At 68.0% G+C, this 16,144-nt stretch carries 17 protein-coding genes; 4 read left to right on the forward strand and 13 right to left on the reverse strand.

Translation table 11 applies throughout. The annotated features are described in order from the left end of the window. Positions 1–4 precede the first annotated feature (4 nt). Positions 5–1,822, forward strand: coding sequence for an acyl-CoA dehydrogenase C-terminal domain-containing protein (locus tag ACO227_RS11995; RefSeq protein ID WP_423602071.1), 1,818 nt, complete (start codon positions 5–7; stop codon positions 1,820–1,822). 67 nt (positions 1,823–1,889) lie between these two features. Here the strand turns inward: ACO227_RS11995 and ACO227_RS12000 are convergent, their stop codons facing one another. The 3 genes from ACO227_RS12000 to ACO227_RS12010 form a co-directional block, all read right to left on the reverse strand. After that, positions 1,890–2,378 (reverse strand): hypothetical protein, encoded by a 489-nt coding sequence (locus ACO227_RS12000; RefSeq protein ID WP_423602072.1) that lies wholly within the window; start codon positions 2,376–2,378, stop codon positions 1,890–1,892. 74 nt (positions 2,379–2,452) lie between these two features. Next, positions 2,453–3,037, reverse strand: coding sequence for a TetR/AcrR family transcriptional regulator (locus ACO227_RS12005; RefSeq protein ID WP_423602073.1), 585 nt, complete (start codon positions 3,035–3,037; stop codon positions 2,453–2,455). Between the two features lie 36 nt (positions 3,038–3,073). Next, the gene (locus ACO227_RS12010) at positions 3,074–4,510 is read right to left on the reverse strand and encodes an alpha-L-fucosidase (RefSeq protein ID WP_423602074.1); all 1,437 of its coding nucleotides are present in this window, start codon (positions 4,508–4,510) and stop codon (positions 3,074–3,076) included. A gap of 127 nt (positions 4,511–4,637) precedes the next feature. Between ACO227_RS12010 and ACO227_RS12015 the strand changes: the two genes are divergently transcribed. Both ACO227_RS12015 and ACO227_RS12020 read left to right on the forward strand, forming a co-directional pair. After that, positions 4,638–5,120 carry a PH domain-containing protein gene (locus ACO227_RS12015; protein WP_423602075.1) on the forward strand — a complete coding sequence of 161 codons (483 nt, stop codon included), beginning with the start codon at positions 4,638–4,640 and terminating at the stop codon, positions 5,118–5,120. Beyond that, complete coding sequence (locus ACO227_RS12020; protein WP_423602076.1) at positions 5,117–6,595, forward strand: PH domain-containing protein; 1,479 nt, start codon at positions 5,117–5,119, stop codon at positions 6,593–6,595. The genes ACO227_RS12015 and ACO227_RS12020 overlap by 4 nt, the downstream gene beginning before the upstream one ends. On the opposite strand, the gene ACO227_RS12025 is transcribed toward ACO227_RS12020, so the two are convergent. The 6 genes from ACO227_RS12025 to ACO227_RS12050 all read right to left on the reverse strand — a co-directional run bounded on the left by ACO227_RS12025 (position 6,592) and on the right by ACO227_RS12050 (position 12,956). Then, positions 6,592–7,956, reverse strand: a complete 1,365-nt coding sequence (locus ACO227_RS12025; protein ID WP_423602077.1) for a cell wall hydrolase — start codon at positions 7,954–7,956, stop codon at positions 6,592–6,594. The two genes, ACO227_RS12020 and ACO227_RS12025, sit on opposite strands and share 4 nt — an antisense overlap. Before the next feature lie 117 nt (positions 7,957–8,073). Next, a complete protein-coding gene (cysK, locus tag ACO227_RS12030; protein WP_423602078.1) occupies positions 8,074–8,994 on the reverse strand; it encodes a cysteine synthase A in 921 nt (306 codons plus the stop codon). Continuing rightward, complete coding sequence (locus ACO227_RS12035; RefSeq protein WP_423602079.1) at positions 8,991–10,316, reverse strand: MFS transporter; 1,326 nt, start codon at positions 10,314–10,316, stop codon at positions 8,991–8,993. The genes cysK and ACO227_RS12035 overlap by 4 nt, the downstream gene beginning before the upstream one ends. Positions 10,317–10,405: 89 nt before the next feature. Beyond that, positions 10,406–10,897 carry a pyridoxamine 5'-phosphate oxidase family protein gene (locus ACO227_RS12040; RefSeq protein WP_423602080.1) on the reverse strand — a complete coding sequence of 164 codons (492 nt, stop codon included), beginning with the start codon at positions 10,895–10,897 and terminating at the stop codon, positions 10,406–10,408. A 77-nt stretch (positions 10,898–10,974) separates the two neighbouring features. Then, complete coding sequence (locus ACO227_RS12045; protein ID WP_423602081.1) at positions 10,975–11,769, reverse strand: hypothetical protein; 795 nt, start codon at positions 11,767–11,769, stop codon at positions 10,975–10,977. 290 nt (positions 11,770–12,059) lie between these two features. After that, positions 12,060–12,956, reverse strand: a complete 897-nt coding sequence (locus ACO227_RS12050) for an SDR family NAD(P)-dependent oxidoreductase (protein WP_423602082.1) — start codon at positions 12,954–12,956, stop codon at positions 12,060–12,062. A 157-nt stretch (positions 12,957–13,113) separates the two neighbouring features. Here ACO227_RS12050 and ACO227_RS12055 point away from each other — a divergent pair, with 157 nt between their 5' ends. Further along, entirely contained in the window at positions 13,114–13,275 is a 162-nt protein-coding gene (locus ACO227_RS12055) for a hypothetical protein (RefSeq protein ID WP_423602083.1), read from the forward strand. A gap of 35 nt (positions 13,276–13,310) precedes the next feature. Here ACO227_RS12055 and ACO227_RS12060 read toward each other — a convergent pair whose 3' ends face one another. From ACO227_RS12060 to pstB, 4 genes are all read right to left on the reverse strand, one after another. Continuing rightward, entirely contained in the window at positions 13,311–13,640 is a 330-nt protein-coding gene (locus ACO227_RS12060; RefSeq protein ID WP_423602084.1) for a hypothetical protein, read from the reverse strand. 307 nt (positions 13,641–13,947) lie between these two features. Beyond that, entirely contained in the window at positions 13,948–14,640 is a 693-nt protein-coding gene (phoB, locus tag ACO227_RS12065) for a phosphate regulon transcriptional regulator PhoB (RefSeq protein WP_265119327.1), read from the reverse strand. 4 nt (positions 14,641–14,644) lie between these two features. Further along, positions 14,645–15,343, reverse strand: a complete 699-nt coding sequence (phoU, locus tag ACO227_RS12070; RefSeq protein WP_423602085.1) for a phosphate signaling complex protein PhoU — start codon at positions 15,341–15,343, stop codon at positions 14,645–14,647. A 12-nt stretch (positions 15,344–15,355) separates the two neighbouring features. Beyond that, positions 15,356–16,102, reverse strand: a complete 747-nt coding sequence (pstB, locus tag ACO227_RS12075; RefSeq protein ID WP_423607342.1) for a phosphate ABC transporter ATP-binding protein PstB — start codon at positions 16,100–16,102, stop codon at positions 15,356–15,358. Between the last annotated feature and the right edge of the window lie 42 nt (positions 16,103–16,144).

The following is a 16,144-nucleotide window of genomic DNA, read 5'->3' on the forward strand; positions in this document are numbered from 1 at the left end:
AGAGATGCCGCAATATACGCCCCCCGTGCGCGACACCCGCTTCGTGCTCGACAAGGTTCTCAAGATCGACCGCTACGCCAACCTCCCCGGCTTCGCCGCCGCGACCCCCGACGTGGTCAGCGCGGTGCTCGAGGAGGGCGGCCGCTTCGTCGCCGAGGTCCTCTTCCCGCTCAACCACAGCGGCGACCAGCAGGGCTGCACCCGCAACCCGGACGGCAGCGTCACCACGCCCGACGGCTTCAGGGAAGCGTACAACCAGTTCGTCGAGAGCGGCTGGGGCACGCTCTCCGCGCCCGAGCAGTTCGGCGGGCAGGGCATGCCGCACGTCGTCTCGACGGCGTTCCAGGAGTTCATGATCTCCTCGAACATGGCCTTCGCCATGTATCCGGGCCTGACCCATGGCGCGATCGCAGCCTTGCTCGCCAAGGGCAGCCCGGAGCAGCAGGCCAAGTACGTGCCGAAGATGATCTCGGGCGAGTGGGGCGGCACGATGAACCTCACCGAGCCGCAATGCGGCACCGATCTCGGCCTGATCAAGACCCGCGCCGAGCCCAATGCCGACGGCAGCTGGTCGATCACCGGCACCAAGATCTTCATCTCCGCCGGCGAGCACGACCTCACCAGCAACATCATCCACCTCGTTCTCGCCAAGACCCCTGGCGCGCCGGAGAGCAGCAAGGGCATTTCGCTGTTCGTCGTGCCCAAGTTCCTTGTCAACGACGACGGCAGCCTCGGCGACCGCAACGCCGTCTCGTGCGGCTCGATCGAGCACAAGATGGGCATCCACGGCAACTCGACCTGCGTCATGAACTATGACGGCGCGACCGGCTGGCTGGTCGGCGAGGAGATGAAGGGCCTCGCCGCGATGTTCATCATGATGAACGCCGCGCGCCTCGGCGTCGGGCTCCAGGGCCTCGGCATCGGCGAGGTCGCCTATCAGAACGCCGTCCAGTACGCCGGGGACCGCCGCCAGGGCCGCGCGCTCACCGGCCCGGCCGAGCCCGACGAGAAGGCCGACACCCTCTTCGTCCACCCCGACGTGCGCCGCATGCTGATGGAGGCCAAGGCGATGACCGAGGGCCTGCGCGCGCTGTGCCTGTGGGGCGGCCTCCAGGTCGACCTCGCGCACCAGGCCGCGACGGAGGAGGAGCGCCAGCTCGCCGATGACCTCGTCGGCCTGCTCACGCCCGTGATCAAGGGCGTCGGCACCGATGCCGGCTACAAGATCGCGACCGACGCGCAGCAGGTCTATGGCGGCCATGGCTACATCGCCGAATGGGGCATGGAGCAATATGTCCGCGATGCCCGCATCTCGATGATCTACGAGGGCACCAACGGCGTCCAGGCGATGGACCTGGTCGGCCGCAAGCTCGCCCAGAATGGCGGCCGGGCGATCCAGGCCTTCTTCAAGGTCGTCGGCGAGGAAGTCGCCGCCGCCAAGTCCAAGCCCGAATTGGCGAGCTTCGCCGAGGCGCTGGAGAAGGCCAATGGCCAACTCCAGGCCGCGACGATGTGGTTCATGCAGAACGGCATGCAGAACCCCAACCAGGTCGGGGCGGGCGCCTACAGCTACATGCAGCTCACCGGCATCGTCGCGATCGGCCTCATGTGGCTGCGCATGGCCGAAGCCGCGGTCGAGGCGCTGGCGTCAGGCGAGGCCGAGGGAGCTGATTTCAATCGGGCGTTCCTCGAAGCCAAGCTGGTCACCGCGCGCTTCTACGCCGAGCGCATCATGCCCGACGCGGGCGCGCTCCGCCGCAAGATCGAGGGCGGCGCCGACAGCATCATGGCGCTCCCGCCGGAGATGTTCCGCGCGGCGTGAGAACGGCCGGCCTTGTACCGATCGCCCGCTCGGCGTGACCGGCGACTGAAGCGGGCGGCGGCGCTGGTCAGAACTCGCCTTCGTTCTTCTGCCTTCGCAGGTGGATGACCTGCGCGGTCACGCCGATGACGAGCAGGGCGAGAAGCGTGGCTTGCGCCCCCAGCAGGAGCGGCGAGTTCATCTCGGTGACCAGGGGATGGCCATCCGGCACGCGGCGCAGGATCTCGCTCACGGTCGGTACCATCAGCAGGAATGCCGTCAGGCTCAGGCAGATCGTCTCGATGAACATCTTCGCGCGTTTCGGGCCCGGCAGCCAGCCGACGCCATAGCCTGCCGCCAGCAATATCAACGTGACGCTGCCGATCACGTAGCTCACCGGCTGATGCGCGATGGGAAACACCGAAACAGCGCCAACCAGCATGAAGACAAAATAGGCGGCGCCGGCCCGCGACCGAGGTACGATCCGGCCATGGCGCGCGAACATATAGGCGGCCAGCGGGATGGCGGGCAAGCTCCCGAGCGTATGCACCCAGCCGAGCATCGAGATTCCGAACATTTCGTTCCTTTCGAGAATCCTACCTTCTGATTGGTAGGCTTGTTTGCAAGATGTCGCGCCGCGGCCCAAAAGGCCTAGGCCCGGCCGGTCAGTCGTTCGAGAAGCGGGCGCATCACCGCGCCGAACGTCTTCGGCTCACCATAAGCGCGGGCTGACAGCATGGCGCCATGCACGGTGGCCATGAACAGTTCCGCCTCATCTTGTGGCGAACCGGCGAGGCGGATGCTGCCATTCTGCGCACCTCGCTCCAGCACCGACGCCAGCCAGCCTGAAAGCGTTCGGAAATGCGCCCTGACCTCCGCCACGACCGGGTCGGGCAGAACAGGGATTTCACTTGCCAGGAGCGCGCAGATGCAGATCGGCGCGCTGGCATCTGCGATGCAGGATTCCCAATAGCCCGTGTAGGCGCGAAGTTGTTCTAGGGGGTCGGGCAGATGGTCTTCGAGGCTCGCCATACCCGCCCGCGCTTCCTCCCGGTAGCGCGCCACCAGCGTGCGCACGAGATCGACCTTGCCCGGAAAGTGGTGATGGATGCTCGCCTTGCGGATCCCCACCACGACGGCAATGTCGGCATAGCTGAAGCCGTTGTACCCGCCGGCCACGATCAGCGATCGCGCGCATGCCAGGATGTCGTCGAAGGTCGTGGAAGCACCGCTCATGCGACCAATCTACCTACTGGTAGGTTTGTGGTCAACCTACTTGGAGGAACGACCGGCCTTGCCGGCCGTCTCCGGCAGCATATCGACCCCATAGCGCGGCCATTCCGGCCGGATCAGATGGTGCCGCACATAGGGCGTGCCTTCGCAGGTCAGCTCGAACACCGTCGTCGGGTCGTCGGGCGCCGCCTCGGGCAATCCGACCAGCCGCAGCGACCAGGCATCCTGCTCGAACTTCACCGGCTCCCCGGTCTTGAGCAGCCGCGCTGAGAGCACCTTGCTCCGCACCCCGCCCACCGCGACGACCGTCTCGGGGCGAAGGAAGTCGAGCATTGCGGCCGCCGGGCTCTTCGACGGCCAGCAATAGACATGGACGTAGAGCTTGTCCTTCGCCTTGGTGAAGTTGGTGTAGTTGCCGAACGCCCCCGCGGCGCGTCCGTCCGCGTCATAGATCGACGCCCCGTTGGTCTCGAGCCAGTCGCCGACGCGCTCGAGGATCTCGACCGAGGGCTGCGGCACCGATCCGTCCGCCTCCGGCCCGATGTTGAGCAGGAAGTTGCCGCCCTGCTGCACGCACAGGGTCAGGTCGTTGACGATCCGCCTGGGCGATTTCCATTCGTCGTCGGTGCGCTGATAGCCCCAGCCGAGGTTCATCGTCTCGCATGTTTCCCACGCGCGGCTGTCGGCCGCCACGCGGTGCTCGGGCGTCGAGAAGTCCCCGGCGAGGCCATTGCGGTTGTTGACGACGATGTCGGGCTGGAGCTCGAACACCATCCGGTTCATGTCCGCGGCGCGCCACTGCGCCGGGGTCAGCGGCCAGTCGACATCGTACCACAGGATGTCGATCTTCCCGTAATTGGTCAGCAATTCGCGGACCTGCGCATGGGCGAAGGCGACGAAGCGCTCGCGCGCCGCCGGATCGTCCTTGCACCGCGCGCCGTCGGGATGGTGCCAGTCCATCAGCGAGTAATAGAGCCCGACGCGAAGCCCTTCGGCGCGCGCCGCCTCGACGAACTCGCGCACGATGTCGCGCCTCGCGCCCTGCCGCACCGAATTATAGTCGGTCTGCCTGGTGTCCCACAGGCAGAAGCCTTCGTGGTGCTTGGTGGTGAGCACCATGTATTTCTGCCCCGCGCGCTTCGCGAGCCTGGCCCATTCGCGCGCGGCGCCGGGCTTGGGCCGGAAATGCCGCGCCAGCCGCTCGTACTGCGGGATCGGGATGCCCTCATTCTCCATCGCCCATTCCTGGTGGCCGATGATACTGTAGAGGCCGTAATGGATGAACATCCCGAACTTGGCCTCGTGCCACCACTGCATGCGGCGCGCCCGCGTCGCCTCCTGATAGGGGAGCTTCGCCGGGACCTCGGCGGCGCTGTTGCCGTCGGCCTCCTGGGCCTGGCCGGACGCCGCGACGAACGGCAGCGCGCCGGCCGCACCGGCATAGGCGAAGAAATTCCTGCGATCGATGCGGTTCACCCTGCGCCTCTCCTGTCCGGTCCAATCACGGCTGGCCGCAACCTGTCTTACAGGAGTAGGCAAGCGACGCAAGCAGCCCCCACCCAATCCCCCTTGAGCCGCCGCGCCGTCGCGCCATAACAGGCGCATGCTTCTCCCCGACATTCCGCTCCAGCCGCTCGAGCGTGGCCAGCTTCACGTGATGCGCTTCGCCGGTGCGATCACCACCACGTTCCTCACCGCAGGCGCCGCGGCGGCGGGCTGGGGGCTCGGCCATGCGCTTCCGTGGCTCCCGGTCTGGGCCGTGCCGCTCGGGGTCGCGCTGCTCGGCCTGTGGTCGATCGCGCTCGCGCCGCGGCGCTGGGCGCGGTGGGGCTGGGCGTGGACGGGCCGGGAGCTGCACGTCGCCTCGGGCTGGCTGACGCGCAGCCACACCATCGTCCCGGCCTCGCGCGTCCAGCATATCGACGTGACGCAGGGGCCGGTCGAGCGGATGTTCGGCGTCGCCACGCTGGTGCTGCACACCGCCGGCACCGCAGGCAGCGAGGTCGACCTGCCCGGCATATCGCGCGAGACCGCCGAGGAGATCCGCGACGCGATCCGCGAGCATCTCTCGGGCGATCCCTGGTGAGCGAGGGCGCGAGCGACCGCGTGGGCGATCACGGGCCGAAGCGAGTCCATCCGGGCTCGATCGCGATCGATTTCCTGCGCCGCGCGCCCCAGACGGTGATCGGCCTTCCCGCGATCGCCGGCTGGAGCTCGGGGCGCGGGATCGGCTGGATCCTGCTCGCCGCCGCGGTGGTGGGCGCGGTGATGCTGTTCTTCACCTGGATCGGCTGGCGGCGCTTCACCTACACCGTCGCCGCGCACGAGCTGGTGATCGAGCGCGGGCTGCTCAACCGCAGCCGCCGGTCGATCCCGCTCGAGCGGATCCAGGACGTGTCGATCGAGCGCAAGCCGCTGGCGCGCTTGTTCGGCCTTGCCGAGGTGCGCGTGGAAACCGGCGGCGGCGAGAAGGACGAAGCGGTGCTCGACAGTGTCTCCGTCGCCGAGGCCGAACGGCTACGCGCCGCGCTGCGCGGATGCAACTTGGGAGCCGACATGTTCTCCGTTGCCGAGGGAAAAGTGGAAACTCCCGAAGCCGCCGCTCTTCCCGTCATTTTCCAAATGTCCCTTCCGCGGGTACTGCTGCTCGGCACGTTCAGTTTCTCGCTGGTCTGGATCGCCGCGCTGTTCGGCGGCCTCCAGTTCGTCGACCAGTTCCTCGACCTCGGCTGGGATCGGCTGCGCGACTGGGCGGAGGTGGCGGAGGACGAGGTCCGCGCCCGCTTCAGCGTGACCGCGGCGCTGATCGTCGCGGTGCTCGCGCTGGCCTTGGGCGTGGTGAGCGGCGTGGTCCGAGCGCTGCTGCGCGACTATGGCTTCACCCTGCGGGCAGGCGCCGGCCGCTTCCGCCGCACGCGCGGCCTGCTGACCCGGAGCGAGGTGGTGGTGGCGATGCGCCGCATCCAGCTCGCGATGGTCCAGCGCGGGCCGCTGCGCGGGTTGCTCGGCTGGAATGCGCTGAGTTTCCAGACGCTTGGCGGCAGCAACGATCCGAGCGGGCGGCAGGTGATGGCCCCGCTCGCGCGCGAGCATGAGGTGGCATGGATCGTCGATATCGCCGGTCTGCCGCCCTTCGAACGTCTGCCCCTTCGCTCGGTAGCGGCCGGGCACGTGATCCGGTCACTGGTGCTCGCGCTGCCCTGGCCGATGCTGGTGATCGGCGCGGCCGTGATGGCGACGCCGCTCGCCTGGCTCGGCCTGCTGCTGCTGATCCCGGTGGCGATCGCCGCGCTGCTCCAGCGCCGCTTCCACCGCTACGCATTGCGCCATACCAGCCTGCAGGTGATGCGCGGCGTGATCGCCCAGCGCGACTGGATCGTGCCGTTCGAGAATGTCCAGGTGGTCACGCTGCGCGCGGGCTGGCTGCAGCGGCGGCTGGGGATCGCGAGCGTGCTGGTCGACACCGCGGGTGCGGGCGGCGGCGGCGCGCCGGACGTGGTCGACCTGAGCCTTGCCGATGCGCGCGCACTGGCGACCGGCTTGGTCGAACGGATCGGCTAGCGTCCCGCGGCGGGCGTCGCGCTTGGCTGTGGTGCCGGCGCCATCACGGTCGGCGGCGTCACTTCGCTCTTGCGGCGAATGCCGGCAAGACCGTCCGGCGCCGCCGGCTTGGCGGCAGGATCGACACGGATCGCATTGAGATCGGGCGTGATGGTCGGAGCGATTATGGCGGGTGTGCGGCGCATGCACTGCACCGGGCTGGGGCGCTTGAACTCGTTGCAGTTCCACAAGGCCTTGCCGAACCCCTGGGTCTGATCGCGCAGATAGCTGAACGACATCGCCTCGATCTGACCGGGGTTGGGCGCGGTACCGGCGGCCGGCACCTTGCCGTGATCGGTCCAGCCGAGAAACTTGCAGAAGGGCCGCTCGCCGCAGGTGCGGATCGCGAGCGCAGCAAAGGCATCCGCGCCCATGTTGCGGTCGAGCGCGGCATGGAAGACGTTCCTCGCTTCCCCCGTCACCGGCTGCGGGATCGCGCTTTCGGGGATGACGGCGGGGTCGATCGCCACCCCTTCGACCGCCAGGGCCGCCAGCGCCACCGGGTCGCTACCGGCGGGATGGGCGGGAGACAGGCGCGCCATCTTGGCGATCACCGGCTCGGCGCCGGCATAGGCGCGGCGGAAGGCGGGCGGCGTGCCCCACCAGCCGGTCCAGCGGAAGAACAGATGTGTGTGCACCTCCGCCACCTTGTCGAGGCTCGCGCTCCAATAGGGCACCACCCAGTCGGTGTGGTAGTGAGTCGCGTGACCGACTTTTGTATAGACATATCCAGCGAGCGCCTGCCGAGCGATGTCCTGCGCGCGCGCCCAGGCGACGGGGGAGGGGGTGCGCGCCATCGCGCCGTCGCAGGTGAAGGTGAACTGGCAGCCCGTGCGCCGCTCCTGGCCCTGGAACACCACGCCGCACACCGATTTGGGAAAGGCGGGATGGCGCATGCGGTTGAGCACGACCTGCGCCACCGCGCGCTGGCCGACGGCATCGTCGCCAGCTTCGTACCAGGTCGCCGCGGCGAGGCAGTCGATGGCGCGCGCGCGATCCTCGGCGCTGCCGGTGAGGAAGAAAGGTCGCGCAGCCGGGTTGGGTGCGGTCGAGAAGGGGATCGAGGCGTTGTAGATCCGCGCCTCGTCGCGCGGCAGCGCGGCGAGGCGGACCGGCTCGACCTGCGGCAGCTCGGCCTTGGGCACCACGCGCTTGGGCCGGGCGATCTCGGCGAGCGTGGGGCCGTCAACCGGCACGCGCGGCGCGTTCAGCACGACGAGCAGTGGAACGAGCACCGCGACCAGCGCGGTGAGCACGAGCGCGACCCACAGGCCGGGCGCGATCCGCGGTGCCGGGTCGGCGGAGAGGGCGAGGCTGGTCACGGGCGTGCGATGGTCCTGTCGAGCGAAAGGCCGACGCCCATAACGTACGCGTGACGAAGTTGGAACCGTCGTGGGCGAGCCGGAGCGGTGGCACGTGCCGCCGCTCCGGCGCTGCGATCAGCTCTCGGGCAGGAAATCGGGTACGCTGAGATAGCGCTCGCCGGTGTCGTAGTTGAAACCGAGCACGCGCGATCCGGCGGGGAGGTCGGGCAGCTTCTTGGCGATCGCCGCCAGCGTCGCGCCCGAGCTGATCCCGATCAGCATTCCCTCTTCGCGCGCGGCACGGCGGGCATATTCCTTGGCGTCGCCGGCGTCGACCTGGATCGCGCCGTCGATCGCGTGGGTATGGAGGTTGCGCGGTACGAAGCCCGCGCCGATGCCCTGGATCGGATGCGGGCCGGGCTGGCCGCCCGAGATGACCGGCGAGAGCTCGGGCTCGACCGCATAGACCTTGAGATTGGGCCAGCTCTTCTTGAGCGTTTCGGCGACGCCGGTGATGTGGCCGCCGGTGCCGACACCGGTGATGATCGCGTCGATCGGCGAGCCGGCGAAGTCCTTGAGGATCTCCTGCGCGGTCGTGCGGACATGGACGTCGACGTTCGCCGGATTCTCGAACTGCTGCGGCATCCACGCGCCGGGGGTCGATTCGACAATCTCGATCGCGCGCTCGATCGCGCCCTTCATCCCCTTCTCGCGCGGGGTGAGGTCGAAGGTCGCGCCATAAGCGAGCATCAGGCGGCGGCGCTCGAGGCTCATGCTCTCCGGCATCACCAGCACGAGCTTGTAGCCCTTGACCGCCGCGACCATGGCGAGGCCGACGCCGGTGTTGCCGCTGGTCGGCTCGACGATCGTGCCGCCGGGCTTGAGGCTGCCGTCAGCTTCGGCCGCTTCGATCATCGACAGCGCGATGCGGTCCTTGATCGAGCCGCCGGGGTTCGAGCGCTCGGACTTGATCCACACCTCGGCGCCGGGGAAGAGGCGCTGGACGCGGATGTGCGGCGTGTTGCCGATCGTCTCGAGGATGGTGTTGGCCTTCACGTCTTCGTCTCCTCAGCAATAGGCTCCACAAGGGTCACGGGCGGATCGAACGTGCGAGCCCTCCGCAATTCGGGGAAGATACGCGCCCACCACGCAGTTACCAAGATGGCCAGAACACCGCCGCCCACGGTCGCGACGACGGGACCGATCGCGGCGGCGAGGAAGCCCGAGCGTGCCTCGCCGAGCTCGTTCGAGCTCGAGACGAACAGCGTCGAGACCGATCCGACCCGCCCGCGCATCGCATCGGGGGTATAGAGCTGAATCAGCGAGGAGCGGACATAGACCGAGATCATGTCGAATGCGCCCAGCGCGGCGAGCGCGGCGAGCGAGACGAGCACTGCCGGGGCGAAGTCGCCGCCGATCATCGACGGGCCCCACCAGCTCTTCATCAGCGGGCCGGCCCAGCCGAAGATGACGGTCGCGGCGCCGAAGCCGACCACCGACCACAGCATCTTCACGCCGACATTGGTCTTGAGCGGGCGCCACGACAGCACCAGCGCAACCGCCACCGCGCCGACCGCGGGCGCCGCGCGCAGGTGGCCGAGACCGTCGGCGCCGATCATCAATATGTCGCGCGCATAGATCGGCAGCATCGCGGTGGCGCCGCCGAGCAGCACCGCGAACATGTCGAGCGAGATCGCACCGAGCACCAGGCGGTTCCGGCGGACATAGTGGAGCCCGTCGACCATCTGGCGGAACGGGCTTCCGGTGCGCGCGATCTGGCTGCGCGGCACCGGGCCGACCAACAGCATCATCAGCAGCGAGACGAGGAACAGGCCGCTCGAAACGGCGTAGGGCAAGGCAGGGGACGCGGCGTAGAGATAGCCGCCCATCGCCGGCCCGGCGATCGAGCCGACCTGCCAGGCCAGCGCGCTGAGCGCGATCGCGGTCGGGAGCGATGCTGCCGGCACGAGGTTGGGCGCCAGCGCCTGCTGCGCGGGGGCGAGGAAGGCGCGGGCGACTCCGAGCAAGGCCGCGACCCCGAACAGCGCGAGAAGCGAGACCGTGCCGTGCCAGGTGAGCCAGGCAAGGCTCAGTGCGCAGAACACTTCGAGCGCGATCGCGGTGCGGATGATCCAGCGCCGGTCGAGCCGGTCGGCGACCCAGCCGGTGACCAGAGTCAGCGCGAGCAACGGCAGGAACTGGGCGAGTCCGACCAGGCCGAGCTGGAGCGCGGCCCGCTTGATGCCCATGGTCTCGCGCGCGATGTCATAGACCTGCCACCCGATCACCACGACCATCGACAGCCCCGCCAGCGTCGAGGCGAGCCGGGCGATCCAATAGGCGCGGTAATTGGGGATGGTGAAGGGATGGGCGGCCATGCGATCCTGGTGTCAGGCCGCCCATCGGAACGGAGCGGCGTCACCGCGCCTCTAGGGTCTCCGCACCGGGTCGCGCAATGAAGGATTCGTCAGGCGAGCGAGACGTCGGCGACCTTGTCGCGATAATCCTGCTTGGGATCTGCGCCGAGCAGCATCTTCACCCCGGCGAACAGGCTGTTCTCGTTGAGCCAGATCTGCGCGTGCTCGGCGTCGAGGCGAAGGAGTTGGAGCCTGGGATCGTCCTTGCCGCCCTCGTACCACGCGGCGACGAACGGGTTCCAGAGCTTGTCGATCATCGCGCGGTCGTTGTCGGGCACGAGATTGCCGTGGATCGTCGCCCACAGCTCATGCCCCTTCGACGCGAAATGCGCCATTGCGCGGTTGCTCTGGCGCATCGACTGAACGAGACCGTTGTCCTTGGTGGTGAAGAACCAGATCGGGCCGCCGTCGCGATCGGTGTCGCGCAGGGCGGTCATGGGCTGGGCGTGACCGTCATCGACCCCGTCGAGGCCGAGGAAGATGGTGCGGTCATCGTCCAGGGCCTTCCAGAATTTCTCCTGTAGTTCCTGCGGGCTGGGCATTGTGCGTCTCCTGTCGGGATATGCAGCAGGAACGGGTGGCGGGTGGCCGGGTTCCGGTCGTACGCCTCGCGGCGCACTCAGCCAAGGGCGGGAAGCGGAGGCCGGCCGGCGATATAGGCCCCGGCCGGCCGGTCGAGCGGAAAGCCGATCTGGCTGAGGCGGCCAAGCAATTGCCGCGCACGATTGGCCAGCGCGAGCCGTGCATCGGCCGCCTGGGGGCTGTCGAGCAAATCGGGCGTGATCACCAGCCCTTCGGGCACGCGGCGCAGCTTGCCGGCGGCGACCAGCGTCTCGATGTTGCGCGACACGGTCGCGTAGGGGAGGCCGAGGATCCGCGCCACGGTGCTCGGCTTGACGGGGGCCAAATGGATGCCTGCGCTATGGGCGAAGCGGCGATTGGCCCATTCGATCGCGAAAATCAGCGCGAGCCGCGTCCAATTCTCCTTGCGCTGGTGATGGCATTCGACCGTGGCGAGAAGCAGGTCGAAGGCGATGCCGATCCCGCCGCGCGGGTCATAGGTCACGCCGGGCCGCGGCTCGGACAGCATGAAATTGGCAGCGCGCACGTCCTCGACGAGACGCACGAGCAGATCGTGGCACTGGTCCGCCATCTGCGCCACGCGCGGATCGCAGATCACCTGCAGCGGCACCGCCAGGCCAGCCTCGCTGCGAACGAGCAGTCCCGCGTCGATCAGCATGTTGGCCTGGCGCCGGATCGTCTCGAACGGTCGCGCGAGCGAGGCGGCGAGGGCGTTGACGCTCACCGGGTGCGAACGGCCCGGCCCGGCATCGAACGGGCCGCACGCCCGCGCGGCGGCGGCGAAGATCATCGCGCGGTTGGGCGAGCCGAACGCGCCGATCCCCGCCGACATGGCGCAGGCCGCGAACTCTGCCAGCAATCCTTCGAACAACGGTCCCTGCAGGGGTGCCGCAGCCTGATGCTGTTGGGCTGGTTCAAACGCCATCGTGCGACGGCAATCCAGCTATGACGTTACAACGCACCAACGCCTTGAATTCCCCCAATTCGAGGTGAAGTGAAGGCGGAATTGGCGCGATGCGCAACGCGTCAGCTACTCATTTTGCGCGAATGAGCCTGAGAGTGTCGCCATTTCGGGTAGTTTTGATGACGTGGTCACTTCCTCGCGACGCGCCGGGATCGTTCTCAACGCTGAAGCTTCGCCATGATCGTCATCGCCTGCTCGCTGCCCGATTTGGGGACGATCTCGCCCATCCGGTCGGTGATCGCCGCCCAGCTCGCGGCGACGCCCTCGGGGGTGAGCTCGTCGCCCTGGAGCCGCACGCCGGGCGTCAGCGTGACATAGGCGGCCTGGAACACGCCGGCGCCGGCGCCGATGATCATGTTGGTCGGCGCGTCCTCGCTCACCAGGAACAGCGCCGCCGGCGCCACGCTTTCGGGGGTAAACGCCTTGAACGCCGCCTCGGGGAAGATGTCCTCGGTCATCCGCGTGCCCGCGGTCGGCGCGATGGTGTTGACGCGGATGTCGTATTTCGCGCCCTCGAGATAGAGCGTCTTGGTGAGGCCCGCGAGGCCGAGCTTGGCGGCGCCGTAATTCGCCTGGCCGAAATTGCCGAACAGGCCGGTCGACGAGGCGGTCATCAGGATGCGGCCGTAATTCTGCTCGCGCATCGTCGCCCACACCGCCTTGGTGACGTTGGCGGATCCGTTGAGGTGCACGTCGACGACGAAGCGGAAATCCTCCGGTTCCATGTTCGCGAAGCTCTTGTCGCGCAGCACGCCGGCATTGTTGATCAGGATATGGACCCCGCCCCATCGCGCCTTGGCTTGGGCGACCATCTCCTCCATCTGGGGATAGTCGGTGACGCTGCCGCCGTTCGCGATCGCCTCGCCGCCGGCCGCCGCAATTTCCTCCACGACCTTGAGCGCCGCGTCCGAATGGCCGGTGCCGTCGCGGGTCCCGCCGAGATCGTTCACCACCACCTTGGCGCCGCGCCTGGCGAGCTCGAGTGCGTAGGCACGGCCGAGGCCGCCGCCTGCGCCAGTCACGATGGCGACGCGTCCGTCGAAGCTGATGCTCATGTCCCCTCCCTGTGTATGAGACTTCTAGTGACGCCTGGTCCCTTGATTCACAAGGGACGGCAAAAGGTGGTTAGCTTCGCGTAAGGGTTGAATCGATATCGACGGGGGCGCAGGAGTCGATCCATGTCGTCCGGATCAACTCCGGGGGGAGCGTTCAATGTTTCGTTGGCTGAGCGGCCGGGTCAATTGCATGCGCGGGAAGCACGCGCGTTCGGAAACAGCCGTGCGCCCGGTGGGCGGCACCTATGAGAGCAAGTGCGCCTATTGCGGCGTGCCGATGCTGCGGCTCGCCAAGCGGAGCTGGATCGTCAAGCGCTAGGGCGGCGCGGCGCCCCTGCGCCACGCCGCTTGCGGTCAGCCGCCGCGCTGGCGGCAATTGTCGAACTGACCCTTCTTGCAGATGGGATATTTGTCCATCGGCGGGGGCGGCGGGAACGCCTGAGTCGGGGTCTGCGGATTGGCCTGGAACACCACCTGCTGGCCCGGCTGCGCCGGGGCGGACATCGGCGGGGTCGCGGGCTGATAACCGCCGACCGGGTCTTCACCCGCGGGTGCGGCCGGAGCGGCCGGCGCCGGCGCCGTGGGGGCCGTCTCCTGGGCAGGCGGAGTCGTGGTCTGCGCATCCTGGGCAAGGGCGGCGGTGCCGCTCATCGCGAGCGCTGCGGCAAAAGCGAGCAGCTTCATGGCATGTCCTCCTGACATTTGTCGGTCAGAGCGAGTTCGCTCGGCCCGCCAACGCATCAGGCGCTGAATCTATCCCCGAAACGATCGCCGCCCAATCAGCGCGAAGTTGACAAAGTTGACACTATCGAGGGGTGTCAGTCCTCGTGCGAGCCAGCCTCCATGCGCCGCGATAGCGGAATCCGCGATTGGATCGGCGGCCGGCCAGGGGCGTGCGGAGCAGCACGCAGCATGACATTGTCAAAGAGCCTGAACCTCAATTCGAGCAGGCGGAATCCAACATTGCAAGCGCGAGTTGCCTCGCTCCGGCTCAGTGCCCGGCGTCGAGCGCGTAGCCGGCGGAGCGGACGGTGCGGATGATGTCGGGGCGGTTGCCGATGTTGATCGCCTTGCGCAGCCGGCGGATATGGACGTCGACCGTGCGGCTCTCGATGTCGCTGTCATGCCCCCATACCGCGTCGAGCAGCCGCTCGCGCGAGAACACCCAGCCGGGATGCTCGAGGAAATGCTTGAGCAAGCGGAACTCGGTCGGGCCGAGCGGCACGACGTCGCCGCCGCGGCGGACCTTGTGGCCGACCGTGTCCATCTCGATGTCCGAATAGGTCAGCGCCTCGCCCGCCAGCGCGGGGCGCACGCGGCGCAGCACCGCGCCGACGCGGGCGACCAGCTCGCGCGGGGAGAAGGGCTTGGTGACATAGTCGTCGGCGCCGGTCTCGAGCCCGCGCACGCGGTCCTCCTCCTCGCCGCGCGCGGTCAGCATGATGATCGGGACGTTGGCGGTCTCGCTCATCCGGCGCAGGCGGCGGCACACCTCGATCCCCGACAGGCTCTCGACCATCCAGTCGAGCAGGACGATGTCGGGCGCGCTTTCCTTGGCGAGCAGCAGCGCTTCCTCGCCGTCGGGCGTGTGGCGGACGTCGAAATCCTCGCGCTTGAAATGGTAGGTCAGCAGTTCGGCGAGGGCCGCATCGTCCTCGACCAGCAGCATGCGTGCGCGGCTCATAGGCTCAATTCTCCGCGGTATCCGTATCGCGATCGGCCAGATACTGTCCGGTCGCGGCGAAATACACCATCTCGGCGACGTTGGTCGCGTGGTCGCCGATCCGCTCGATATTCTTGGCGACGAAAAGGAGATGCGCAACCTCGCTCACCGTGCGCGGGTTCTCGACCATATAGGTCACCAGCGTGCGGAAGATGCTGTCGTAGAAATCGTCGAGCCGGTTGTCGCGCTCGGACACGCGGATCGCCGCCTCGGCGTCGCGCGAAGCGAAGGCGTCGAGCACGTCGTGCACCATGTCGCCGGCCATCTGCGCCATCGCGGGCAGCACCGAGATCGCCTCGATCCGGCCGGTGTCGGGGGTGTGGACCAGCGGGACGCGCTTGGCGATGTTCTTGGCATAGTCACCAATGCGCTCGAGCACCGCCGCGATCTTGAGCGCAGCGACCACTTCGCGGAGGTCGTCGGCCATCGGCGCGCGCAACGCGATCACGCGCACCGCGAGCTTCTCCACCTCCGACTCGATCGCGTCGATCGTCTTGTCCTTGGCGCGGACCTGCTTGGCGAGGTCGGTATCGTTGCGCTCCAGCGCCAGCATCGCGTCGGCGATCGCCTCCTCGGCGAGGCCGCCCATCTGCGAGATCAGCGCGCGCAGATGGCCGATATCCTCGTCGAACGCCTTGACGGTATGTTCGTGACCGGTCGCCATTAGCCGTTACTCCTAACCATATCGGCCGGTGATGTAGTCCTTCGTGCGCTCCTGCCGGGGCGCGGTGAAGATCTGGTCGGTCTCACCATATTCGACAAGCGTGCCGAGGTGGAAGAAGGCAGTGCGCTGCGAGACGCGCGCGGCCTGCTGCATGTTGTGGGTGACGATCACGATCGCGTAGCGGCCGCGCAGCTCGTGGATCAGCTCCTCGATCTTGGCGGTGGCGATCGGATCGAGCGCTGAGCAGGGCTCGTCCATCAGGATCACCTCGGGATCGACCGCGATCGCGCGGGCGATGCACAGGCGCTGCTGCTGGCCGCCCGACAGCGCGGTGCCGCTGTCCTGGAGGCGATCCTTGACCTCGTCCCACAGGCCGGCGCGCTTGAGCGAGCGCTCGACGATCTGGTCCATGTCGCTCTTGGCGCGCGCCAGCCCGTGGATGCGCGGGCCATAGGCGACATTCTCGTAGATCGACTTGGGGAAAGGGTTCGGCTTCTGGAACACCATGCCGACGCGCGCGCGCAGCTGAACCACGTCCATCGACTTGTCGTAGATATTCTCGCCGTCGAGCGTGATGTCGCCCTCGACCCGCGCGCTCGCGACGGTGTCGTTCATGCGGTTGAGCGTGCGCAGGAAGGTCGACTTGCCGCAGCCCGACGGGCCGATAAAGGCCGTGACATGCTCCATGTCGACGTCGATCGAGACGTCGCGGATCGCCTGTTTCTCGCCATAGAAGACGTTGACGCCGCGCGCCGACATCTTGGCCTGCTCCGCCGGTCGCGCCGCGACGGCGCTGGTTTC

The sequence above is a fragment of the Sphingomonas sp. MS122 genome (assembly GCF_049532975.1).
In the GTDB taxonomy this organism is placed as follows: Bacteria; Pseudomonadota; Alphaproteobacteria; order Sphingomonadales; family Sphingomonadaceae; genus Sphingomonas.